Raw genomic sequence first — 21057 nt, 5'->3', positions numbered from 1 at the left:
CTCGCCCCTTGATCAAGGATGCAGCCAGCCACCGAACGGCAGGTTCCGGACAACCGTGAAGACCAGCGACAACGTCCCCAGCACCCACAGCTGCCGGCTCCGGAGCTCGAGACGGAACGGCCGTCCGCGCGCGGCGCGCACCACCCATACGGTCCACAGCACGGCGAAGCCCAGATAGCCGACGACGGCGAGGGCGTTGGCCTGGAGCGCCGCGAGGAAGTCCCCGTGGATGAAGGAGTGCGCGCTGCGCAGGCCCCCGCAGCCGGGACAGTAGAGGCCGGTGAGCCGGTAGAGGGGGCAGACCGGGTAGTGGCCGGGCTGGTACGGGTCGACCATCCCCACGTACGCGAAGGCGCCGGCGACGGCCGCCAGCACCCCCGCGGGGACGGCGAGCCGCGCAGCCGCCGTGGATTCGGTGGCGGACGGTGGCGCTGGTCGGCTCTCGGCGTTCACATCTCGCATTGTCCCCCCGGGCGGGCGCCCCGCACGCGTGAGGGGCGATCCGGCACCGGATCGCCCCTCAGCGGCAGTCGTGTGTGCGTCAGCTCTTGGCGCTCGCGGCCGCCTGGCTCTGCTCGAGCGCGTCCTGGAACGTCTGGTGCGCGTCCTTCGGCTGGCCCATGCCCATCGCGCTCATGATCCAGCCGACGATGCCGCCGACGACCACGATCGCCAGGCCGGCCCAGAAGCCCACGGGCTGAGCCATCACCATGAAGGCACCCGAGACGCAGAAACCGATGAAGGCGATCGTGACACCGGTCCAGGCGGCCGGGGTGTGACCGTGGCTGCTGCCCGCCATGACTTGCTCCTCGCTGATGTTTACGTGTCTGAGCCGGACGCTCAACGGACATTGTCCCGCACGCGCACGCGTGCGCTTCCCGGGGGTGCTGCTTGCGCGTGGCGACCCGGGAGGGGCGGGCTATGCCCCCGTGGGGTCCTCGCCCCGGTCGAGTGCCTTCCAGATGTCCTCGGGGCGGTCGGGGTCCACGGGCGCGGCCCTGCGGCGGGGCCTCGGGGCGCCGTCGCGCTCGTAGCGGCCGGACATCGCGGGCCAGTTCCGGCCGTAGCGCAGGGCGAGCAGGCCCGCGACGAGGAGCAGGAGGCCGCCGACGGCCGCGACGTACGGCCAGGCGGTGTGGGAGAAGCCGTCCACGGTGGCCGAGGTGTCGCCGGCGGCCTGCGCGGCCTTCTCGTCGAGCGCGGAGCTGTCGGAGACGCCCAGCAGGGCCGCGGCGACGGTGCCGGCGCCGGAGAGCGCGAGCAGGGCCGCGACCAGCAGACGGCCCGCCCTGCGGACGGCGAAGACGGCGACGAGCGCGGCGAGGCCCACTATGGCGAGCGCCGCGGGTACGCCCGTGACGTCGCTGCCCTTGGCGGTCAGGGGGAAGGCGCCACCGGCCACCGTCGCGGTCCCCTCCGCCCAGCGCTGACGGGTGGCCAGCAACGCCACGGCCGCGCCGAGCGCACCGCACAGCAGGGCAAGGGCGAGACTCCGGCGACCGGACCGCGCGGGTCCGTCGGCTTCGGAACGGGGGTGAGGAACAGCAGTCACGTACTCCACTATCGCCCGAACCCCGGGCGAACCGTCACCCGGGGTTCACGTGAGAAGCACCCCACTTGTCGCCGGAAGGGTCCTACCGGCCCAGCCGGTTGGCCGTGTGGACCGCCCGCAGTACGGCCGCGGCCTTGTTGCGGCACTCCTGGTCCTCGGCGAGCGGGTCGGAGTCGGCGACGATGCCGGCGCCCGCCTGGACGTATGCCGTGCCGCCCCGCAGCAGGGCCGTGCGGATGGCGATGGCGGTGTCGGAGTCGCCCGCGAAGTCGAGGTAGCCGACGCAGCCGCCGTACAACCCGCGCCGGGACGGCTCGAGTTCGTCGATGATCTGCATCGCCCGGGGCTTGGGAGCACCGGAGAGGGTGCCGGCCGGGAAGCAGGCGGTCAGGACGTCGAAGGCGGTGCGGCCCTCGGCGACCTTGCCGGTGACCGTCGAGACGATGTGCATCACGTGCGAGTACCGCTCGACGGACATGAAGTCGACGACCTCGACCGAGCCCGGCTCGCACACCCGCCCCAGGTCGTTGCGGCCCAGGTCGACGAGCATGAGGTGCTCGGCGCGCTCCTTGGGGTCGGCGAGCAGCTCGTCGGCGAGGGCCTGGTCCTCCTGCGGGGTGGCCCCGCGGTGCCGCGTCCCGGCGATGGGATGCACCATCGCCCGGCCACCCTCGACCTTGACCAGGGCCTCGGGGGAGGAGCCGACCACGTCGAAGCCGTCGAAGCGGAACAGGTACATGTACGGCGAGGGATTGGTCGCCCGCAGGACCCGGTAGACGTCCAACGCGCTTGCCGTGCACGGCGTTTCGAAGCGCTGTGAGGGGACGACCTGGAAGGCCTCCCCGGCCCGGATGCGCTCCTTGATGTCCTCGACGGCCTCCTGGAAGTCGGGGCCGCCCCACAGGGCCGTGTACTCGGGGAGCTCGGAGGGCGGGAGCACGGCGGGCGGCTGGGCCACCGGGCGGGACAGGTCGGCCTCCATGGCGTCGAGGCGGGCGACCGCGTCCGCGTAGGCCTCGTCGACGCCCGTGTCGAGGTCGTTGTGGTTGATCGCGTTGGCGATCAGCAGGACCGAGCCCTCCCAGTGGTCCATGACGGCGAGATCGCTGGTGAGCAGCATGGTGAGCTCGGGCAGCCGGAGGTCGTCCCGCTCCCCCGGGCCGATCTTCTCCAGGCGGCGCACGATGTCGTAGCCGAGATAGCCGACCATGCCGCCGGTGAAGGGCGGCAGGCCCTCCTGGTGCGGGGTGTGCAGGGCCTCGATGGTGGCGCGCAGCGCGACCAGCGGATCACCGTCGACGGGGACGCCGACGGGCGGGGCGCCGAGCCAGTGGGCCTGCCCGTCGCGTGCCGTCAGTGTCCCGGCGGACCGGACACCGACGAAGGAGTAACGGGACCAGGAGCGCCCGTTCTCCGCGGACTCCAGCAGGAAGGTGCCGGGGCGCTCGGCGGCGAGCTTGCGGTAGAGCGCGACCGGGGTGTCGCCGTCGGCGAGGAGCTTGCGCGTGACCGGGATGACCCGGCGGTCGGTGGCGAGCTTACGGAAGGTCTCTAGGTCCATGCCGGCAGACCTTACTGATCCGTGGACGGTACGCAGGAACCGGCGCCGTCCTTGAGGAGCACGTCGACGTCGAAGCAGGTGCGGGCGCCGGTGTGGCAGGCGGCGCCGACCTGGTCGACCTTGACCAGAACGGTGTCTGCGTCGCAGTCGAGGGCGACCGACTTGACCCACTGGAAGTGGCCGGAGGTGTCGCCCTTCACCCAGTACTCCTGGCGGCTGCGCGACCAGTACGTGCAGCGGCCGGTGGTGAGGGTGCGGTGCAGCGCCTCGTCGTCCATCCAGCCGAGCATGAGCACCTCACCGGTGTCGTACTGCTGGGCGATGGCGGGGACGAGCCCGTCGGCGCTGCGCTTGAGGCGCGCGGAGATCTCCGGGTCGAGGCTGCTGGGGGGCGGCGTACTGGTCATGGGTGCCATTGTGCCGCGCGCCACTGACAGTGACGGTGCGGTGTCCACTGATTGGAAATGGCGGTGCGCAGCACCTCGGTGAGGGGTGGTGGTCGGGCGACGGGTGGGCGGACCCGAAGGGTGGTCGTAGGCTGACTGCATGTCGACTTTCGCCAAGCGTGAACGACTTCTCCTGGCCGACCTGTTGGAGGCCGAGGGCCCTGATGCGCCGACCCTCTGCGAGGGCTGGCGGACCCGTGACCTCGCCGCGCACGTGGTGGTGCGCGAGCGCCGCCCCGATGCCGCCGGCGGCATCCTGATCAAGCAGCTCGCGCCGCGCCTGGAGCGGGTGACGGCGGAGTTCACCGCCAAGCCGTACGAGGAGCTGATCCAGCTCATCCGCACCGGCCCGCCGCGCTTCTCACCGTTCCAGCTCAAGCAGGTCGACGAGCTGTCGAACACCGTCGAGTTCTACGTCCACACGGAGGACGTCCGCCGTGCGCAGCCGGACTGGGTGCCGCGCGAGCTGGACCAGGTCTTCCAGGACACCCTGTGGTCCCGCCTGGAGCGCACGGCGCGCCTGATGGGCCGCAGCGCCCCCACGGGCGTGGTGCTGCGCCGCCCGGACGGCCAGACGGCGGTCGCCCACCGCGGGACCCCCGTGGTGACGGTGACCGGCGAGCCGTCGGAGCTGCTGCTGTTCTCCTACGGCCGGCAGAGCGCCGCCGAGGTGGAACTGGACGGCGACAAGGACGCGGTCGCAAGGCTGCACGAGGCGAAGCAGCTGGGGATCTGAGCAAGCAGGTCAGCGGGGCAGTTCGGCGCGGCGCAGGGAGGCCGTGCCGAGGCTGACGGCGCTGCCCAGGGCGCAGACCGCGGCACACACTGCGAAGACGGGTCCGATGCCCCACACGTCGGCCGCCCAGCCGACCACGGGGAAGGTGAGCGGTGCGACGCCGAAGCCGACAAGCGTGGAGGCGGCGGTGACCCGGCCGACGTAGGCCGGGCCCGCCGCGGCCTGCACCAGCGCCCCGCACAGGGCCCCGGCCAGCCCGGCGAGGAGCCCTATGCACAGGGCCACGCCGGTCCCCGCGGCGACGGACGTCACCTGGGCGAGCGCCCCGATGGCCACGGCGCCCAGGAGGTTGGCCACGCCGGCCACGGCCCCGGCCCGGGGCACCCTTCCGCGCCAGGTGAGCAGCAGCGAGGCGGCTCCCGCGCCGGTGCCGAACCCGGCCAGCACCCAGCCCATGCCTGCGGAGCCCCAGCCGCGCTCCTGGGCGAGCACGGTCAGGCCGAGGTTCATCGGGCCGACGAAGCCGAGGTCGAACAGCGCCGCGGCGAGCACCAGCGGGCGCAGCACCGGGCTCCGTCGAATGTGGCGCAGGCCGTCCCGCAGTTCGGCCAGGGCACCGCTCCGGGCCTGCGCGTCGTCGAGGGGCAGCGAACCGACCCGCACGGTCAGCAGCAGCGGCAGGGACACGCTGACCAGCAGCGCGGCCAGTCCGAACGCGCCCGCCGTACCGCCGACCGCGACACCGAGGCCGCCCAGCGGTCCGCCCAGGACATTGGCGAGCCGGGTGACGAGGCCGCGCATGCCCTGCACCCGCGCGAGCTGGCCGCGCCCGGTGATCCGCGCGGGCAGAGCGCCTGCGGCGGGCAGGAAGACGGCGTCGACGACACCGAAGAGCAGCGCGACCCCGCCCAGCACCCACAGCCCGGGGCTGGTGGCGAGCAGCAGGGTGGCCGCGGTCACCACGAGGGCGGCGCGCGCCGCGGTACTTGCCAGGACGGTCCTGCGCGGCCCGTAGCGGTCGGCGACCACGCCCCCGCCGAGCATCAGCAGGGCACGCGGGAGGGCACTGGCCGCGGTGACCAGCCCGGCCTGGGCCGGGGTGCCGGACTGGACGGCGGCCCAGGACAGGGCGATGTAGTAGACGTTGTCGCCGATCGCCGACGAGGTGTACGCGCCGAGCCAGCGCAGGACGTTGGGATCCCGGTGGGCGGGGGCGTCGACCGGTCCGGCGGGGACGGCGAGCGTCGTGGGTGCGGTGGTCACACGGACCGTCCTCTCACAGGCGGAAGGGGAAGCCGTACGTGTGCACGGCGACGTTCTCGCGGCTCTCGGTGGCGCCCGCGGCGTCGGCGGCCCGGCCGCGCTCCTCGTAGCGGCGGACGAGGGCGTGCATCTCCTTGGCCAGCTCGGAGAGTTCGTCCGGGGTGAGCTTGAGCAGCCACTCGGACGACTCGGAGGCCGTGCTCCAGGCGTCGCTCCAGTGGGCCCGCTCGTCGAGATAGCGCCGGTACATGTCCGCACGCTGTTCGAAGAAGAGACGGCTCGCGGCGGTGTGCGCGGCGGCCTTCTCGGGGCCGTCGCGGAAGTCCTCGTCACGGATGCTGACGCCGTCGGAGGCGGGCTGCCACCAGCGCTCCCGACCGTCCGCGCTCTGTGGCTCGGCCTCCTCGATCAGACCGTGCTCGGCCAGCTTGCGCAGGTGGTAGCTGACCAGGGAGACGGCCTCGTCGACCTGTTCGGCGAGCTGGGACGCGGTCGCCGTGCGAGCGATGGTCAGGGCCCGGTACAGCTGCATCCGCAGTGGGTGGGCGATCGCCTTGAGCGTGCCCACGTCCTTGATGAGTCGGTCCCTCTCCCTGTCCGCCATGACCCCACGCTAGATGCGAAAGAAAAGTTGCACAATAGATTTTGTGCAACTTTTCTTTTGCATCTGTCCATGAGCATGCCCCGGTCACTGAGTGACCGGGGCATGCATCGCCTCTACAGGGGCGTCACCTCACCGGGTGCCCCGCCTCCTTCAGCGTCTGCTTCACCTCTCCGATCCGCAGATCTCCGAAGTGGAACACCGACGCCGCCAACACGGCGTCCGCGCCCGCCTCGATCGCCGGCGGGAAGTCGGCCAGCCTGCCCGCGCCGCCCGAGGCGATCACCGGGACCGTCACGTGCTTGCGGACCGCCGTGATCATCTCCAGGTCGTAGCCGTCCTTCGTGCCGTCCGCGTCCATGGAGTTGAGCAGGATCTCGCCCGCGCCCAGCTCGGCTGCCCGGTGCGCCCACTCGACGGCGTCGATGCCGGTGCCGCGACGGCCGCCGTGGGTGGTGACCTCGAAGGTGCCCTCGGGAGTGCGGCGCGCGTCCACCGACAGGACCAGCACCTGGCGGCCGAAGCGCTCCGCGATCTCGCGGATCAGGTCGGGGCGGGCGATCGCGGCCGTGTTGACGCCCACCTTGTCCGCGCCGGCCCGCAGCAGCTTGTCCACGTCCTCCGCCGTGCGCACACCGCCGCCGACCGTGAGCGGGATGAACACCTGCTCGGCCGTGCGGCGGACCACGTCGTACGTCGTCTCGCGGTTGCCCGAGGACGCGGTGATGTCCAGGAACGTCAGCTCGTCGGCGCCCTCGGCGTCGTACACCTTGGCCATCTCGACGGGGTCGCCCGCGTCGCGCAGGTTCTGGAAGTTGACGCCCTTGACGACCCGGCCGTTGTCCACGTCCAGGCAGGGGATGACTCGGACCGCCAGGGTCATGAATCCACGGCTCCTCTGTATTGCCTCTAGCCCCGGAAGGCTTCCAGTTCCACTTCGACCAGGATGCGCGGGTCCACGAAGCCCTCCACGACCAGGAGGGTCGAGACCGGGCGCACCGTGTCGAACAGTTCCTTGTGGGCCCGGCCCACGGCGTCCACGTCCCGCGCATGGGTCAGGTACATCCGCGTACGGATCACGGACTCGACGCCGAGCCCCAGCTCACCGATCGCCTCGATCGCGCTGGTGAAGGCCACCTTGGCCTGTTCGTACGGGTCGCCCTCCCCGTACAGCACGCTGCCCTTGAAGGACGTCGTGCCCGCCACCAGCACACGGTCGCCCGCCGCCACGGCGCGTGCGAAACCGAAGGACTCTTCCCAGGGACTTCCGCTCTGCACACGCCGTACGGCTTCCGATGTCATCGGGACACAGCCTCCAAGGCCTCTTCCAGGGTGAACGCCTTCGCGTACAGGGCCTTCCCGACGATGGAGCCCTCGACACCGAGGGGTACCAGTTCGGCGATGGCGCGGAGGTCGTCCAGGGACGACACGCCGCCGGAGGCCACGACCGGGCGGTCGGTCGCCGCGCAGACGTTCTTCAGCAGCTCCAGGTTGGGGCCCTGGAGGGTGCCGTCCTTGGCGATGTCCGTCACCACGTACCGCGCGCAGCCCTCCTTGTTGAGGCGCTCCAGCGTCTCGTAGAGGTCGCCGCCGTCGCGGGTCCAGCCGCGGCCGCGCAGGGTCGTGCCGCGTACGTCCAGGCCCACCGCGATCTTGTCGCCGTGCTCGGCGATGACCTTGGCGACCCACTCCGGGGTCTCCAGGGCGGCCGTGCCGAGGTTCACCCGGGTGCAGCCGGTGGCCAGGGCGGCGGCCAGCGAGGCGTCGTCGCGGATGCCCCCGGACAGCTCCACCTTGATGTCCATCGCCCTCGCGACCTCGGCGATCAGCTCACGGTTGTCGCCGGTGCCGAACGCGGCGTCCAGGTCGACCAGGTGCAGCCACTCGGCGCCCGACCGCTGCCAGGCGAGGGCGGCCTCCAGGGGAGAGCCGTACGAGGTCTCCGTGCCGGACTCGCCGTGCACGAGGCGGACGGCCTGGCCGTCGCGGACGTCGACGGCGGGGAGGAGTTCGAGCTTGGCCATGGTCTACAGGGTTCCGATCCAGTTGGTGAGCAGCTGCGCTCCGGCGTCGCCGGACTTCTCGGGGTGGAACTGGGTGGCCCACAGGGCGCCGTTCTCGACGGCCGCCACAAAGGGCTTGCCGTGCGTCGACCAGGTCACCTTCGGGGCGAGCATCGTCGGGTTGTGCGTCTCCAGCGACCAGTCGTGTACGGCGTAGGAGTGCACGAAGTAGAAGCGCGCGTCGGCGTCCAGGCCGGCGAACAGCTCGGAGCCGGCCGGTGCGTCGACGGTGTTCCAGCCCATGTGGGGCACGATCTCGGCCTGCAGCGGCTCGACCGAGCCGGGCCACTCGTCGAGGCCCTCCGTCTCCACGCCGTGCTCGATGCCGCGCGCGAACAGGATCTGCATGCCGACGCAGATGCCCATGACCGGACGCCCGCCGGACAGCCGTCGGTCGACGATCCAGTCGCCGCGCGCCTCCTTCAGGCCCTGCATACAGGCGGCGAAGGCGCCGACGCCCGGCACCAGCAGGCCGTCCGCGTTCATGGCCCGGTCGAAGTCCCGCGTGATCTCCACGTCCGCGCCGGTGCGCGCGAGGGCACGCTCGGCGGAACGGACGTTCCCGAAGCCGTAGTCGAAGACCACGACCTTCTTGGAGTTGCTCAATTCCACACCTCCAGCCTCAGGACACCCGCGACCAGACACATCGCGGCGCTGACGGAGAGCAGCACGATCAGGCTCTTCGGCATCTGCTGCTTGACGAAGGAGATGATGCCGCCGACCAGGAAGAGGCCGACGACGATCAGGACGGTCGACAGTCCGTTCATGGCTTTACAGCGCGCCCTTCGTGGAAGGCAGGATGCCGGCCGCGCGCGGGTCGCGCTCGGAGGCGTAGCGCAGGGCGCGCGCCAGCGCCTTGAACTGGCACTCCACGATGTGGTGCGCGTTGCGCCCGTACGGCACGTGCACATGCAGCGCGATCTGGGCCTGGGCGACGAAGGACTCCAGGATGTGCCGGGTCATCGTGGTGTCGTACTCGCCGATCATCGGCGCCATGTTCTCGGGCTCGGTGTGCACGAGGTACGGGCGGCCGGACAGGTCGACGGTCACCTGGGCGAGCGACTCGTCCAGGGGCACGGTGCAGTTGCCGAACCGGTAGATCCCCACCTTGTCGCCGAGCGCCTGCTTGAAGGCGGCGCCGAGCGCGAGGGCGGTGTCCTCGATGGTGTGGTGCGAGTCGATGTGCAGGTCGCCCTCGGTCTTCACGGTCAGGTCGAACAGACCGTGCCGGCCGAGCTGGTCGAGCATGTGGTCGTAGAAGCCGACCCCTGTCGACACATCGACCTTGCCGCTGCCGTCGAGGTCTATCTCGACGAGCACCGAGGTCTCCTTGGTGACCCGCTCCACGCGTCCTACGCGGTTCATGCGCTGTGCTCCTTCTTCAGTTCACTTACCGCGTCCAGGAACGCGTCGTTCTCCTCCGGGGTTCCGGCGGACACCCGAAGCCACCCCGGGATGCCGTTGTCCCGTACCAGCACACCCCGGTCGAGGATCTTCTGCCAGGCGGCGTGGGAGCCACCCTCGCCCTCGAACCGCCCGAACTGCACGAAGTTGGCGTCGGACTCGACGACGTCGTAGCCGAGCGCGCGCAGCTCGCTCACCAGCCGGTCCCGCTCCGACTTCAGCTGCTCGACGTACTTCAGCAGCGTGTCGGTGTGCTCCAGGGCGGCCAGCGCGGTCGCCTGGGTGATCGCCGAGAGGTGGTACGGCAGCCGTACCAGCTGGACGGCGTCGACGACGGCCGGGTGCGCGGCGAGATAGCCGAGGCGCAGACCGGCCGCGCCGAAGGCCTTCGACATCGTCCGGGAGACGACGAGATTCGGCCGTCCTTCGATCAGCGGCAGCAGCGAGTCGCCGTGGCTGAACTCGATGTACGCCTCGTCCACGATGACCACGGACGGCTTCGCCGCCTGCGCGGCCTCGTACAGCGCGAGGACCGTCTCGCGCGGAACCGCGTTGCCCGTGGGGTTGTTGGGGGTGGTGATGAAGACGACGTCCGGCTTGTGCTCGGCGATCCACCGCTCGGCGGCCAGTAGGTCGATCGTGAAGTCCGCGTTCCGCGGACCCGAGATCCAGCCGGTGCCGGTGCCGCGCGAGATGAGCGCGTGCATCGAGTACGACGGCTCGAAGCCGATCGCCGTACGGCCCGGTCCGCCGAAGGTCTGCAGCAGCTGCTGGATGACCTCGTTGGAGCCGTTGGCGGCCCAGACGTTCGCGAGCCCGACCTCGTGGCCGGAGGTGTCCGTCAGGTACTTGGCGAGCTGGGTGCGCAGCTCGACGGCGTCGCGGTCCGGGTAGCGGTTGAGGTCACGGGCGGCCTCGCGGACGCGCTCGGTGATGCGCTCGACCAGCGGCTCGGGCAGCGGGTAGGGGTTCTCGTTGGTGTTCAGCCGTACGGGGACGTCCAACTGGGGCGCGCCGTAAGGGGACTTGCCGCGCAGCTCGTCCCGTACGGGGAGATCGTCGATTCCGAGGTTCACTTGCTCGTCGGTACCTTCCACCCGAACCTTGCCTTGATCGCCGCGCCGTGCGCGGGCAGGTCCTCAGCCTCCGCCAGCGTGACCACGTGGTGCGCGACCTCGGCCAGCGCGTCCTGCGTGTAGTCGACGATGTGGATGCCGCGCAGGAAGGACTGGACGGACAGGCCCGAGGAGTGGCAGGCGCAACCGCCGGTGGGGAGCACGTGGTTGGAGCCGGCCGCGTAGTCCCCGAGGGAGACCGGCGCCCAGGGGCCGATGAAGATCGCACCGGCGTTCTTCACCCGGTCGGCCACGGCGGCGGCGTCCGCCGTCTGGATCTCCAGGTGCTCGGCGCCGTACGCGTCGACGACCCTGAGGCCCTCGTCGATGCCGTCGACGAGGACGATCGCGGACTGCCGGCCCGCGAGCGCCGGGCGGATCCGGTCCTCGATGTGCTTGGTGGCCGCGACCTGCGGCTCCAGCTCCTTCTCGACCGCGTCGGCGAGCGCCACGGAGTCGGTGACCAGGACGGCGGCGGCCAGCGGGTCGTGCTCGGCCTGGCTGATCAGGTCGGAGGCGACGTGCACCGGGTCGGCCGTGTCGTCGGCGAGGACCGCGATCTCGGTGGGGCCGGCCTCGGCGTCGATGCCGATCTTGCCGGTGAAGTAGCGCTTGGCGGCGGCGACCCAGATGTTGCCCGGGCCGGTGACCATGTTGGCGGGCGCGCAGGACTCGGTGCCGTGCGCGAACATCGCGACGGCGGTCGCGCCACCGGCCGCGTACACCTCGTCGACGCCGAGCAGCGCGCAGGCGGCGAGGATCGTCGGGTGCGGCAGCCCGCCGAATTCGGCCTGCGCGGGCGAGGCGAGGGCGATGGACTCGACGCCGGCCTCCTGCGCCGGGACGACGTTCATGACCACGGAGGACGGGTACACGGACCGGCCGCCGGGCGCGTACAGCCCGACGCGCTCCACCGGCACCCACTTCTCGGTGACCGAGCCGCCCGGCACGACCTGGGTCGTGTGGCTCGTACGGCGCTGCTCGCGGTGGACGAGGCGGGCGCGCCGGATGGACTCCTCCAGGGCCGCGCGAACGGCCGGGTCGAGCTCTTCCAGGGCTTTTTCGAGGGCCGCGACGGGCACCCGCACCTGCTCCAGCCTGACCCCGTCGAACTTCTCGGCGAAGTCGATCAGCGCCGCGTCGCCCCGATGATGCACGGCTTCGCAGATCGGACGCACCTTCTCCAGGGCGGCCTGAACGTCGAAGTCGGCTCGGGGCAGCAGGTCGCGCAGGGCGGGGCCCTCGGGGAGGGCGTCGCCGCGCAGATCGATTCGGGAGATCACGTGCCCAATTCTCTCAGACCGGGGTTCGGCGACGTCCGCGCGTATCAATGGCTGATACAGAACCACGGCGGAACCCGGAAGATCACCTTCACGTCCAGTGATTCGGGGGTTACCCAGCGGGCATGAACGGTTGTGCGAAGACAGGACTGGAGGAGTTGTGACTGAGGGGGCCGGCTTCCATGCCGGAGACGCCGGAGACCTTCCGGACGATCTGACCGCCGCCGAGGCAGGCATGTGGCAGGCCTTCCGCACCGGCAGTGTGTACGACCTGAGCAGCGGGGACACCGTCGTCGACGATCCGCACGGCGGGCACCCCTGGGGGCCCGAGCGGACCGTGCGGGCGCGCATCGTGTGCTGGCTGCTGCTCGACGGCCCGCCCGCGCTCGCGGGCCGGGTGTCCTCGCTGAAACTGCGCGGGGTGCAGATCAGCGGCTCGCTGGACCTCGCGGGCGGTGTGGTGGTGCCGTACGTCGAGATGCGCGGCTGCCGCTTCGAGCGGGACGTGCTGCTGCCGGAGGCCCACTTCACGACCATACGGATGGTGGACTGCTCGGTGCCCCGCCTGGAGGCCGCGCGTGTGCACACGGAGGGCGATCTGCACCTCCCGCGCTGCCGCTTCCTCAACGGCATCCGGCTGACCGACGCGCACATCGGTACGGATCTGATGCTCAACCAGGCGATCGTCCACCGCGACCGCAGCGGGCGTTCGATCGCCGGCGACGGCATGATGGTCGGCCAGGATCTGCAGGCCGAGCTGCTGGAGTCGCACGGGGAGCTGAGTCTGCGCAGCGCGAAGATCGGCGTGTCGCTGAGCCTGCGCGGCGCCCGGCTGGCCAACCCGTACGGCAGGCTCGCGCTGAACGCGCCCCAGCTGAGCGTCGGACGCACCCTGTACCTGACGCCCGCGGGCGTCGGCGCCTCGATGCTGAGCGGTGCGACGCCCGCGCGCGGGACGCGGATCCAGCGCTTCGAGTGCCAGGGCGGGATGCGCCTGGACGACGGGCGCTTCGAGGACGCGGTCGACCTGGAGCGGGCCCGGTTCACCTTCACCGACGACCAGGAGCTGTCCCTGCGCCGGGTGCAGACGCCCGAGCTGCGCTTCCTCGGGGAGCGGCCGCAGCGCGGCAAGGTCGTCCTGTCGGGCGCGCGGGTGGTCAACCTGGTCGACCGTGCGACCGCCTGGCCCGGTCCCGGCAATCTCCACATGGGCGGTTTCCAGTACGAGAACCTGGTACCGCAGGGCCCCTTCCCGCTGACCGAGCGGCTGGAGTGGGTGACCGCCGCGACCGCCGAGTACAACCCGGAGCCGTACGAGCGACTCGCCTCCGTGCTGCGGGCCGGCGGCGAGGACGAGGACGCGCGCGAGGTGCTCCTCGCCAAGCAGCGCCGGCGCCGCGAGAGCCTGCCGATCGCCGCCAAGCTGTGGGGGTACGCGCAGGACTGGACGGTGGCCTACGGCTACCGGCCAGGCCGGGCCGCCGTCTGGATGGCGGTGCTGTGGGCGGCGGGCTCGCTGGCCTTCGCGCATGCGAGCCATCCGCCGCTCCAGCCGGGGGCCCACCCGCCGTGGAACCCGGCCCTGTTCGCGCTGGACCTGCTGCTCCCGGTGATCGACCTGGGCCAGGTCGGCGTCTGGCAGCTGAGCGGCGGCTGGCAGTGGCTGTCGGCGGCGATGATCCTGCTCGGCTGGATCCTGGCGACGACGGTGGCGGCGGGGGCGACGCGGCTGCTGAGACGGAACTGAGGTCCTGGGAACACCTGGGGTTTCGCACGCAACAGCCCACCACTTGTCGAACAGTCACCCTTTACCTGCACTTGACCGCCCCGCGTACAACTTTCCACGACTTGTCCGTGGGCCCTGGCGCGAGGTTGACCAGCGGCCTTTCAATGGTCGACACCATGGCTCTGCTGCATCCGTTCAGCCGCGCGGCCCGGACCCCCCAGGCCGCCGCGCGCCCCGCCGCCGGACTCCCCGCCGACGACGAGGTGCTGCTCGACGTGCCCGACGACCGCCTCGGCTCCGCGCTGGTCGCGGCTGCGGGCGGCGAGCACGGCCCCGCCTCCGCGCTGCTCGCCGACACGCGCACGCGCGGCGACTGGGAGACCCGCGACCGGTACACGAGACGTCTCGCGGCCTTCGCGCACGCCCGCCCGGAATGGCTGGGGGCGTGGTCCGCCGCCACCCCGCACGACCCGGACGTGCTGTTGATCAAGGCCCAGCTCGCGGTGGACGACGCCTGGCGCTCCCCGGCACGTGCGGAGCTGCTGCGCGAGGTGAGCCCCCTGATCACGGCGGCCGCGCGCGGCGACGACCACGACCCCGTGCCCTGGCGGCTCGCGCTGGACCATGCGCGGGGCACCGGCGCGGGCCCGAAGTACTTCGGCGAGCTGTGGGAGGCGGCACTGCGCCGCGCCCCGCACCACTACGGCTGCCATGTGGCGGCGCTGCGCTATCTGGCCGCGTCCTGGCAGGGCTCCCACCGCGAGTGCTTCGACTTCGCGGACCTGGCGGCGCAGGACGCCCCGGCGGACTCCCTCATCCAGGCGCTGCCCTCGCGGGCGGCCTTCGCCTGGCTGACGGACGGCGTCGGCGCCGAGGTGCCGCGCGCACGGCTGGACGCGGCGGCCGACCGGGCGATCGCGTTCTCCGCCCGCTTCCCGGCGGCCGACCCGTGGCCGGCCGAGATCCGCAACAAGCTGATGTACGTCCTCGTACGGCTCGACCGCTGGGAGGAGGCGCTCACCGAGCTGCACCGGATCGGCCCGTACGCCACGTCCTTCCCGTGGGGCCGGTTGTCGGACGACCCGCTGGCGCTCTTCCTGAAGGTGCGCGGCGAGATCCTCACCCGTACGACGGGCCTCATGCCCTCGCCCCGGCATCCACGAAGTGGGCGCGCCGGACGCGCCCGCTCCGCCGACCACTAGGCTCTTGCGTCGTGACCACCGTCCGTCTCCCGCTCTTCCCTCTGAACTCGGTGCTGTATCCGGGGCTGGTACTGCCCCTGAACGTCTTCGAGGAGCGCTATCGCGCCATGATGCGCGACCTGCTCAAGGCACCCGAGGACGAACCGCGCCGGTTCGCCGTCGTGGCGATCCGCGACGGCCACGAGGTGGCGCCGAGCGCGCCCGGCATGCCGGACCCCACGGCCCTGCCCGAACTCGGGCCGGCGGCGGGCTTCGGCCCCGACCCGGCGAAGTCGTTCCACTCGACGGGCTGCGTCGCGGACGCGGCGACGATCCGTGAACGCGAGGACGGCACCTTCGAGGTCCTGGCGACGGGCACGACCCGAGTACGCCTGGTGTCCGTGGACACGTCGGGCCCCTTCCTGATGGCGGACCTGGAGGAGCTTCCGGAAGAGCCGGGCGACGAGGCGGGCGCCCTGGCCGAAGGCGTGCTGCGGGCATTCCGCCAGTACCAGAAGCGCCTGGCGGGCGCGCGGGAACGGTCCCTCACGACCGGTGCCGACCTCCCGGACGAACCGTCCGTGGTCTCCTACCTGGTGGCGGCGGCGATGATGCTGGACACCCCCACCAAGCAGCGCCTGCTCCAGGCCCCGGACACCGCGTCCCGGCTGCGCGACGAGCTGAAACTCCTTCGCTCCGAGACGGCGATCATCCGTAACCTGCCGTCACTGCCGGCGTCGGAGCTGACGCGCGGCCGCACAAGCCTCAACTGAAGTCACTGCAGAAGTCATTGCAGACGTCACTGCAGAAGTCACTGCGAAGGCCGACATGGCAAAGAAGCCGAAGAAGAACCAGCAGCAGGGCGGCACCCCCGCGACGGTCGCCCTGACGTCCGCCGGGGTGCCGTACACGATCCACGCCTACGACCACGACCCCTCCCACCCCTCCTACGGCGAGGAGGCGGCGGAGGCGATGGGCGTGTCCCCGGAGCGCGTCTTCAAGACCCTGGTCGCGGACGTGGACGGTGCCCTGACGGTGGCCGTGGTCCCCGTGGCGGGCCAGCTGGACCTCAAGGCCCTGGCCTCGGCGGTCGGCGGCAAACGGGCCGCCATGGCGGACCCCGCCCTCGCCGAACGCACCACCGGCTACGTCCGGGGCGGCATCTCCCCCCTGGGCCAGCGCAAGAAACTCCCCACGGTCCTGGACGCCACGGCCTCCGCCCACGCCACGATCTGCGTCTCGGCGGGCCGCCGCGGCCTGGAGGTGGAACTCTCCCCCGAGGACCTGACGAAGCTGACGGAAGCGGTGGTGGCCCCCATCGGCCGTGCATGACCCCTCGACGACTGCCCCTCCCTCGGTTAAGTACGAGGGACATGTCGAAGAAAACCCGCAAACGCAAGTGGCGCCTGAAGAAAGGCCGCTCCAACCACGGCCACCGCCCCGCGTAGGACAACCTGACGTCCTCAAACTCCGGCCGGGCTTGATCTTTCAGCCCGTCCGGCGTTTGAGGACGAGGCCGTTCAGGCCGAAAGCGGGGGTCTGGGGGCGGCAGCCCCCAGGGACGGGACGGGTAGGGGCGGCGGGGGCGAAAGAAATCCCCGCGACCCCCAAAGGAGCCGCCCCTAGGCCATCGGCGCCCCATAAGGATCCTTGGGAACACCCCCGTGTTCCTGGTACGGCTCCGGATCCCGAGGCCCGAACAGCGCCGTCAACCCAAGGTGCACCACCAGCGCAGCCAACGACCACGCCAACAACGCCCCCTTCGCGCCGAGCTTCAGCGGCGCTGAAAACATCACCCCCTTGCCCACATGCTTCGCATGGGCGATCACATCCTGCGACGGCCCCAGCCACACCCCGAGCTTCCAGGCCAGCAACGACGCGAGCAGCCCCCCGACCCCCAGCGCCACCGCCAACGGCACACCCCCACGCCGCCGCCAGAAAAAGACCCCGAGCGCACTCACCGCACCGAAGGCCACCGCAAGCAGCGTGAACGTTCCGTCCACCCCGATCGCCTGCTCCCCCTCGCTGTCGGAGAGATAGACGACCCAGCTCTTGTCGACCACGTCACCGACGAGCGGCACATGCGGCGCCAGCCACCACCACAACACCCCGAGCAGCGCGCCCGCGACCGTCACCGCCGCCGTGATCACGGCAGCCTCCCGCACTTCGGTCTTCATCCCGGGCCCGTCCTGTCCGTACGTGCCGTCCCACGCGGCGTCATGCGCCACAGGGGCCACGTACCCGGCAGCCGGGGGCTGCCACGCATTCTGCGAGGACTGTTCATGCGGCGGCGGAGGCGGAGTCAACGGTGCGGTCACCCTGCCATCGTGCCAGGCCCGTCTGTGCGGCGCGTCACCGGACGGCCGCCCGACGGTACGCCCACGTGGCGACGGCCAGCGAGACCACACCCACCGCGGCGCACACGGCGAGGTCCCCGGCCACGAAGGCCCAGTCGGGATGCGCCCCGAAGGTCCGCGCGAAGGCCTCGACGCCGTACGTCGACGGCAGCAGATCCCGCGCGAACCGTACGACCTCGGGCATCCGGTCGGCCGGCAGCACCCCGAGCAGCAGCGCCGCGGACATGCCCAACTGGCCCAGCAGAGTGGCCAGTTCCGGCCGCGGAGCCAGCAGCCCGAGCGCCGCGCCCAGCCCGGCCAGCGCCGCCCCCGCCAGCGGGATCACCGCGGCGAGCACCCACAGATGCGCCAGCGGCAGCCCGAACAGCACGCACCCGAACACCGCCGTGACCACGGTCCCCGGGACGGTGAAGGAGGCGTACGCCCCCGCTGCCCCCAGCACCACGGACGCAGGCGGCACCGGCAGCGTCGCGTAATGGTCGAGCCCGCCGCTCGCCCGCAGCTGCCCGAAGTACTGCGCGAGCAGATTCAGCGCGACGAACGCCACCACGAGCACCGACGCCCCGGCGACCACCGACTCGGCCTCGCCGCCGCCGTCCACGACCCCCCGCATCAGGATCATGATCCCGACCGACTGGAAGGTCGCCACGAACAGCAGCGGGATCCGGGCCACCCGCGCGCGCGACAGCTGCGCCCGGTACACGGCGACGAGGGCCGGCCACATCCGCGCCCGCGGCCCGAGCTCGGCCGCACCGCGGCCGTCCTCCTCCACGGCCAGGGCGCCGCCCGGCAGAACCCCGGCGGGTACGACACTCACGACGCGCTGCTCCCCTTCTCACTCGGGCCCACTGAGCCCGCTGAGCCGATCGCTCGTAGGGACCATACGGCCGCGGCAGCCCGCGCACTCACACCGACGACAACGCTCACGCCTTCACCAGCCCCTGCTGCGCGGCGCCCCCCAGCGCCAGATACACGTCCTCCAGGCTGGGCGTGGCCAGCGTGAAGTCGTCGAGCGCGGCGAACGCGCTGCCACCGGTGACGGTGGCGACGATCGCGCGGGCCTCCTCGGGGTCGAGCCTGAGCGTCCAGCGGCGCCCGGACTCGGCGGCCCGCTCACGCAGCGCGGCGACCTCGGGCACGTGCAGCGGCGCGCTCTCGCGCCACACCAGCTCGACCCGGACCTCCCCCGCGACCTGCTCCTTGAGCCCGGCGGGGGTGTCACAGGCGATCACCCGCCCCTGGTCGAGGACGGCGACCCGGTCGAGAACCGTCTCGGCCTCGATGACGTTGTGGGTGACCAGCAGAACCGTCGTCCCGTGCTCGGCCCGCCGCCGGTCCACGGCCGCCCACACGGCCCGCCGGGCCACCGGATCCATCCCGGTGGTGGGCTCGTCGAGCACCAGCAACGGCCGCTCCCCGATCAGCGCGGCGGCAAGACACGCCAGCCGCCGCTGCCCGCCGGACAGCTTCTTCAGCGGCCGCCCGGCAAGGGGCGTGAGTCCCAGTTCCTCCAGTACGGCATCCCGCTCGGCCCGCGCCTCACGGGCCTCGAGGCCGCGCAGCCGCCCGGTCGTCTCGGCGGCGAGGGACACGGTCAGCTCGTCGAGGGCGCTGGACTCCTGTCCCAGGTAGGCGAGGATCCGCGCGGCCCGCTCCGGGTGCCGCACGATGTCGTGCCCGAGGATCTCGACCCGCCCGGCATCGGGCCGCATCAGCCCGGTCAGCTGCCGTACGAGAGTGGACTTGCCCGCACCGTTCGGCCCGAGGAGGCCGAAGATCTCGCCGCGCCGGATGTCGAGGTGCACATCGTCGGTGGCCCGCACCGCGGGCGTCCCCGGCGCGCCCCGCCGCCCGCGCACCGCCGGATAGGTCTTGGTCAGTCCGCGCACCGCGCACACGACGTCCCCACCGTGCCGAAGTGCCTGTGCCGCGCGCGTACTCACAAAGGACGAGGGTACGGGGTCTGCGGGCTCCGTCCGCTCTCGGGTTCGTCCAAAGCGGCACAACCGCCGGTAAAGAACCCTGTGGGGAACAACGGTCAGCACCCCGGTGCGGGCCTACTCACCTGCGGGAGCGTGCTCCGCCGCCGTCCGCACGTCGATCTCCCGCCAGAACCCGGCCCGGATCGCATACCGGTCGTGCTCGTCGATCTGGTCGTCCTTGTGGGCGAGCAGACCGAACCGGGCGGCGTAGCGCAAAAGCTCCCCGTCGATGCGGTGCGGGACGCGGGGGTACATCCCGGACAGCTTCTGCAGATGGCTCTGGTCGCCCAGGCGCTCCATCCACCGCCGCGCGAACACCTGTCCGACCTCGTACGGGTCGCCGCCGACCGTGGTGATGTCCTCCTCGCGGTCGGCCCACCGCTGCTCCGCGGTGGTCAGCTGGGCCAGTGTCGGCATCGAGGCGGCCTCGGGGGCCTCCGCGGGGGGCCGGTCGACCCAGCCCTTGTCGGAGGACCAGCGCAGGGTCGCGTTCGCGGGATGCCGGTCGGGCTGCACCCCGGGGGCGCGCAGTGCCGCCAGGTCCTTCGGGGTGGGTACGCCCTTGGGCGCGGGCACCCGCTCCTGCGTGCCGTTCTCGGAGCGGGCCACGGCGGGCGCGTGCTCGCCGTCCTCGGGGCTCCGCTCGTCCGCGGCGAGCGCGGACTCCGGCAGCGGCGCGGAGAGGATCGCGGCGATCTCGGGCCGCGGCACGGGCGGCGGCGCGCAGATCCCGCCGAGTTCCTTGGCCCGTACGGCCTTGGTGATCCACGTACGGTCGAGAACGCGCCGCTCGTCCGCTTCGGCGACCAGGTCCTCGGACTGGTTGTAGTCCCCGTCGGCGGCCTGCACGGCCCACAGGTGTACGGCGACGCCGTGCTCCTTGGCGGCCATCATGCCCGGCAGCAGATCGCCGTCGCCGGTGACGAGGACGATGTCGGAGCAGGCGCGGTTGCGGGCGAGCTCGGTGAGCTCGGCGTGCATGGCGGCGTCGACGCCCTTCTGCGCCCAGCGTCCGTCGCTGCGGGTCAGGGCGCCGAGCCGGACGGTGACCCGGGGCATCACGCGCAGCCTGCGGTGCTCGGGCTGCGGGACGCGGTCGGGGGCGCCGTCGAACCAGTAGATGCGCAGCAGCGGCCGTTCCGTGTCGGACTCGGCGCGTTCGCGAAGGGCCTGGATGAGGGCGGCGTGATCGACGGTGATGCGGGAGCGTGAGGGCTCCCCGGCGAGGAGACTGGCGGCGGCCCCCAGCAGATACCCGGCGTCCACCAGGACGATGCAGCGGTCCACGCGATCCACCCTCTTTCCGGGAGGTTTGCTTCGGGCTTCCTTCGAGTCTGCCCGACTGCGCGGGGGTTAACGGCCCGAACTCGATCTTCGGCGTGGCGTTTCGGCTCGCGTCCCGCGTGCTCGCGCTCCGAGATGCCCTGTCACAGACGGTAATTATCCGAAATGCGCTCATTGTCAGCCTATGTGAATCTGGTCGCGGCCCTGGCCCCTAGATCCCCCACAGGAGGCAGAACCATGGCCAAGAACAAGAACCGTGAGCGAAAGCAGCCGCAGACCGAGCGCGGTCAGCAGGCGACCCAGCAGTCCTCGATGGAGTCGCGCACCGATCAGCACCTGAGCCAGGTGACCCCCGGTGACATGGCGCGCAAGGGGAAGCAGAAACGCTTCGGTCACAACTGACGGGCTCACAACTGACATCTGCACAACGGGTTGTTGAGACCCAGGCACACAGAGGGGCGCATCCGGATCACCGGATGCGCCCTTCGTCCTCGGTCCGTTCGCCC

The 21057-nt window shown here is 71.7% G+C and carries 25 protein-coding genes; 6 read left to right on the top strand and 19 right to left on the bottom strand.

Annotated elements, in window-relative coordinates:
* Window positions 1–12: 12 nt before the first annotated feature.
* From ACFY1U_RS03875 to hisI, 5 genes are all read right to left on the bottom strand, one after another.
* The gene (locus tag ACFY1U_RS03875) at window positions 13–462 is read right to left on the bottom strand and encodes a DUF2752 domain-containing protein (RefSeq protein ID WP_390692530.1); all 450 of its coding nucleotides are present in this window, start codon (window positions 460–462) and stop codon (window positions 13–15) included.
* 79 nt (window positions 463–541) lie between these two features.
* Window positions 542–799 (bottom strand): HGxxPAAW family protein, encoded by a 258-nt coding sequence (locus ACFY1U_RS03870; RefSeq protein ID WP_390692529.1) that lies wholly within the window; start codon window positions 797–799, stop codon window positions 542–544.
* Window positions 800–919: 120 nt separating this feature from the next.
* A complete protein-coding gene (locus ACFY1U_RS03865) occupies window positions 920–1561 on the bottom strand; it encodes a TIGR02234 family membrane protein (RefSeq protein WP_390692528.1) in 642 nt (213 codons plus the stop codon).
* A gap of 73 nt (window positions 1562–1634) precedes the next feature.
* Window positions 1635–3113, bottom strand: coding sequence for an anthranilate synthase component I (locus tag ACFY1U_RS03860; RefSeq protein WP_390692527.1), 1479 nt, complete (start codon window positions 3111–3113; stop codon window positions 1635–1637).
* Window positions 3114–3124: 11 nt separating this feature from the next.
* Window positions 3125–3520: a phosphoribosyl-AMP cyclohydrolase gene (gene hisI, locus ACFY1U_RS03855; protein WP_390692526.1), complete on the bottom strand. Its 396-nt coding sequence runs from the start codon at window positions 3518–3520 to the stop codon at window positions 3125–3127.
* Between the two features lie 139 nt (window positions 3521–3659).
* Between hisI and ACFY1U_RS03850 the strand changes: the two genes are divergently transcribed.
* Window positions 3660–4295 (top strand): TIGR03085 family metal-binding protein, encoded by a 636-nt coding sequence (locus ACFY1U_RS03850; RefSeq protein ID WP_390692525.1) that lies wholly within the window; start codon window positions 3660–3662, stop codon window positions 4293–4295.
* 9 nt (window positions 4296–4304) lie between these two features.
* Here ACFY1U_RS03850 and ACFY1U_RS03845 read toward each other — a convergent pair whose 3' ends face one another.
* The 10 genes from ACFY1U_RS03845 to hisD all read right to left on the bottom strand — a co-directional run bounded on the left by ACFY1U_RS03845 (window position 4305) and on the right by hisD (window position 12024).
* On the bottom strand, window positions 4305–5558 hold the full coding sequence (locus ACFY1U_RS03845) for an MFS transporter (RefSeq protein ID WP_390692524.1): 1254 nt from the start codon (window positions 5556–5558) through the stop codon (window positions 4305–4307).
* 13 nt (window positions 5559–5571) lie between these two features.
* Window positions 5572–6162, bottom strand: a complete 591-nt coding sequence (locus ACFY1U_RS03840; RefSeq protein WP_390692523.1) for an ArsR/SmtB family transcription factor — start codon at window positions 6160–6162, stop codon at window positions 5572–5574.
* Window positions 6163–6286: 124 nt separating this feature from the next.
* The gene (gene hisF / locus ACFY1U_RS03835) at window positions 6287–7042 is read right to left on the bottom strand and encodes an imidazole glycerol phosphate synthase subunit HisF (RefSeq protein ID WP_351469707.1); all 756 of its coding nucleotides are present in this window, start codon (window positions 7040–7042) and stop codon (window positions 6287–6289) included.
* A 26-nt stretch (window positions 7043–7068) separates the two neighbouring features.
* Window positions 7069–7461: a RidA family protein gene (locus ACFY1U_RS03830; protein ID WP_390692522.1), complete on the bottom strand. Its 393-nt coding sequence runs from the start codon at window positions 7459–7461 to the stop codon at window positions 7069–7071.
* Window positions 7458–8183: a bifunctional 1-(5-phosphoribosyl)-5-((5-phosphoribosylamino)methylideneamino)imidazole-4-carboxamide isomerase/phosphoribosylanthranilate isomerase PriA gene (priA, locus tag ACFY1U_RS03825; RefSeq protein ID WP_390692521.1), complete on the bottom strand. Its 726-nt coding sequence runs from the start codon at window positions 8181–8183 to the stop codon at window positions 7458–7460. Before priA ends, ACFY1U_RS03830 begins: the two co-directional genes overlap by 4 nt.
* Window positions 8184–8186: 3 nt before the next feature.
* Window positions 8187–8828: an imidazole glycerol phosphate synthase subunit HisH gene (gene hisH / locus ACFY1U_RS03820; protein WP_390692520.1), complete on the bottom strand. Its 642-nt coding sequence runs from the start codon at window positions 8826–8828 to the stop codon at window positions 8187–8189.
* Window positions 8825–8989: a hypothetical protein gene (locus ACFY1U_RS03815; RefSeq protein ID WP_030932891.1), complete on the bottom strand. Its 165-nt coding sequence runs from the start codon at window positions 8987–8989 to the stop codon at window positions 8825–8827. The genes hisH and ACFY1U_RS03815 overlap by 4 nt, the downstream gene beginning before the upstream one ends.
* 4 nt (window positions 8990–8993) lie before the next feature.
* On the bottom strand, window positions 8994–9587 hold the full coding sequence (hisB, locus tag ACFY1U_RS03810) for an imidazoleglycerol-phosphate dehydratase HisB (RefSeq protein WP_015661105.1): 594 nt from the start codon (window positions 9585–9587) through the stop codon (window positions 8994–8996).
* The gene (locus ACFY1U_RS03805) at window positions 9584–10702 is read right to left on the bottom strand and encodes a histidinol-phosphate transaminase (RefSeq protein ID WP_390692519.1); all 1119 of its coding nucleotides are present in this window, start codon (window positions 10700–10702) and stop codon (window positions 9584–9586) included. Before ACFY1U_RS03805 ends, hisB begins: the two co-directional genes overlap by 4 nt.
* The gene (hisD, locus tag ACFY1U_RS03800; RefSeq protein WP_390692518.1) at window positions 10699–12024 is read right to left on the bottom strand and encodes a histidinol dehydrogenase; all 1326 of its coding nucleotides are present in this window, start codon (window positions 12022–12024) and stop codon (window positions 10699–10701) included. The genes ACFY1U_RS03805 and hisD overlap by 4 nt, the downstream gene beginning before the upstream one ends.
* Window positions 12025–12181: 157 nt before the next feature.
* Between hisD and ACFY1U_RS03795 the strand changes: the two genes are divergently transcribed.
* From ACFY1U_RS03795 to ybaK, 4 genes are all read left to right on the top strand, one after another.
* Window positions 12182–13768 (top strand): oxidoreductase, encoded by a 1587-nt coding sequence (locus tag ACFY1U_RS03795; RefSeq protein ID WP_390692517.1) that lies wholly within the window; start codon window positions 12182–12184, stop codon window positions 13766–13768.
* 143 nt (window positions 13769–13911) lie between these two features.
* A complete protein-coding gene (locus tag ACFY1U_RS03790) occupies window positions 13912–14949 on the top strand; it encodes a hypothetical protein (protein WP_390692516.1) in 1038 nt (345 codons plus the stop codon).
* Between the two features lie 11 nt (window positions 14950–14960).
* Entirely contained in the window at window positions 14961–15701 is a 741-nt protein-coding gene (locus tag ACFY1U_RS03785; RefSeq protein ID WP_390692515.1) for an LON peptidase substrate-binding domain-containing protein, read from the top strand.
* 55 nt (window positions 15702–15756) lie between these two features.
* The gene (gene ybaK, locus ACFY1U_RS03780) at window positions 15757–16260 is read left to right on the top strand and encodes a Cys-tRNA(Pro) deacylase (RefSeq protein WP_390692514.1); all 504 of its coding nucleotides are present in this window, start codon (window positions 15757–15759) and stop codon (window positions 16258–16260) included.
* A gap of 290 nt (window positions 16261–16550) precedes the next feature.
* Here the strand turns inward: ybaK and ACFY1U_RS03775 are convergent, their stop codons facing one another.
* The 4 genes from ACFY1U_RS03775 to ACFY1U_RS03760 form a co-directional block, all read right to left on the bottom strand.
* Window positions 16551–17246 carry an AAA family ATPase gene (locus ACFY1U_RS03775; RefSeq protein ID WP_390692513.1) on the bottom strand — a complete coding sequence of 232 codons (696 nt, stop codon included), beginning with the start codon at window positions 17244–17246 and terminating at the stop codon, window positions 16551–16553.
* 34 nt (window positions 17247–17280) lie between these two features.
* Window positions 17281–18102: an ABC transporter permease gene (locus tag ACFY1U_RS03770; protein WP_390692512.1), complete on the bottom strand. Its 822-nt coding sequence runs from the start codon at window positions 18100–18102 to the stop codon at window positions 17281–17283.
* Between the two features lie 106 nt (window positions 18103–18208).
* Window positions 18209–19183 carry an ABC transporter ATP-binding protein gene (locus tag ACFY1U_RS03765; protein ID WP_390692839.1) on the bottom strand — a complete coding sequence of 325 codons (975 nt, stop codon included), beginning with the start codon at window positions 19181–19183 and terminating at the stop codon, window positions 18209–18211.
* A 159-nt stretch (window positions 19184–19342) separates the two neighbouring features.
* A complete protein-coding gene (locus ACFY1U_RS03760) occupies window positions 19343–20554 on the bottom strand; it encodes an NYN domain-containing protein (RefSeq protein WP_390692511.1) in 1212 nt (403 codons plus the stop codon).
* Between the two features lie 234 nt (window positions 20555–20788).
* On the opposite strand from ACFY1U_RS03760, the gene ACFY1U_RS03755 reads away from it, so the two are divergent.
* The gene (locus ACFY1U_RS03755; protein WP_390692510.1) at window positions 20789–20953 is read left to right on the top strand and encodes a hypothetical protein; all 165 of its coding nucleotides are present in this window, start codon (window positions 20789–20791) and stop codon (window positions 20951–20953) included.
* Window positions 20954–21057 lie beyond the last annotated feature (104 nt).

The sequence above is a fragment of the Streptomyces sp. NPDC001351 genome (assembly GCF_042896045.1).
In the GTDB taxonomy this organism is placed as follows: domain Bacteria; phylum Actinomycetota; class Actinomycetes; order Streptomycetales; family Streptomycetaceae; genus Streptomyces.
This window is presented reverse-complemented; position numbering and strand designations above follow the sequence as displayed.

Excerpts from the sequence above, each read along its gene's own strand:
- ACFY1U_RS03875 (WP_390692530.1), bottom strand. The coding sequence starts at position 462 with ATGCGAGATGTGAACGCCGAGAGCCGACCAGCGCCACCGTCCGCCACC.
- ACFY1U_RS03870 (WP_390692529.1), bottom strand. The coding sequence starts at position 799 with ATGGCGGGCAGCAGCCACGGTCACACCCCGGCCGCCTGGACCGGTGTC.
- ACFY1U_RS03860 (WP_390692527.1), bottom strand. The coding sequence starts at position 3,113 with ATGGACCTAGAGACCTTCCGTAAGCTCGCCACCGACCGCCGGGTCATC.
- hisI (WP_390692526.1), bottom strand. The coding sequence starts at position 3,520 with ATGACCAGTACGCCGCCCCCCAGCAGCCTCGACCCGGAGATCTCCGCG.
- ACFY1U_RS03850 (WP_390692525.1), top strand. The coding sequence starts at position 3,660 with ATGTCGACTTTCGCCAAGCGTGAACGACTTCTCCTGGCCGACCTGTTG.
- ACFY1U_RS03840 (WP_390692523.1), bottom strand. The coding sequence starts at position 6,162 with ATGGCGGACAGGGAGAGGGACCGACTCATCAAGGACGTGGGCACGCTC.
- hisF (WP_351469707.1), bottom strand. The coding sequence starts at position 7,042 with ATGACCCTGGCGGTCCGAGTCATCCCCTGCCTGGACGTGGACAACGGC.
- ACFY1U_RS03830 (WP_390692522.1), bottom strand. The coding sequence starts at position 7,461 with ATGACATCGGAAGCCGTACGGCGTGTGCAGAGCGGAAGTCCCTGGGAA.
- priA (WP_390692521.1), bottom strand. The coding sequence starts at position 8,183 with ATGGCCAAGCTCGAACTCCTCCCCGCCGTCGACGTCCGCGACGGCCAG.
- ACFY1U_RS03815 (WP_030932891.1), bottom strand. The coding sequence starts at position 8,989 with ATGAACGGACTGTCGACCGTCCTGATCGTCGTCGGCCTCTTCCTGGTC.
- hisB (WP_015661105.1), bottom strand. The coding sequence starts at position 9,587 with ATGAACCGCGTAGGACGCGTGGAGCGGGTCACCAAGGAGACCTCGGTG.
- ACFY1U_RS03790 (WP_390692516.1), top strand. The coding sequence starts at position 13,912 with ATGGTCGACACCATGGCTCTGCTGCATCCGTTCAGCCGCGCGGCCCGG.
- ybaK (WP_390692514.1), top strand. The coding sequence starts at position 15,757 with ATGGCAAAGAAGCCGAAGAAGAACCAGCAGCAGGGCGGCACCCCCGCG.
- ACFY1U_RS03755 (WP_390692510.1), top strand. The coding sequence starts at position 20,789 with ATGGCCAAGAACAAGAACCGTGAGCGAAAGCAGCCGCAGACCGAGCGC.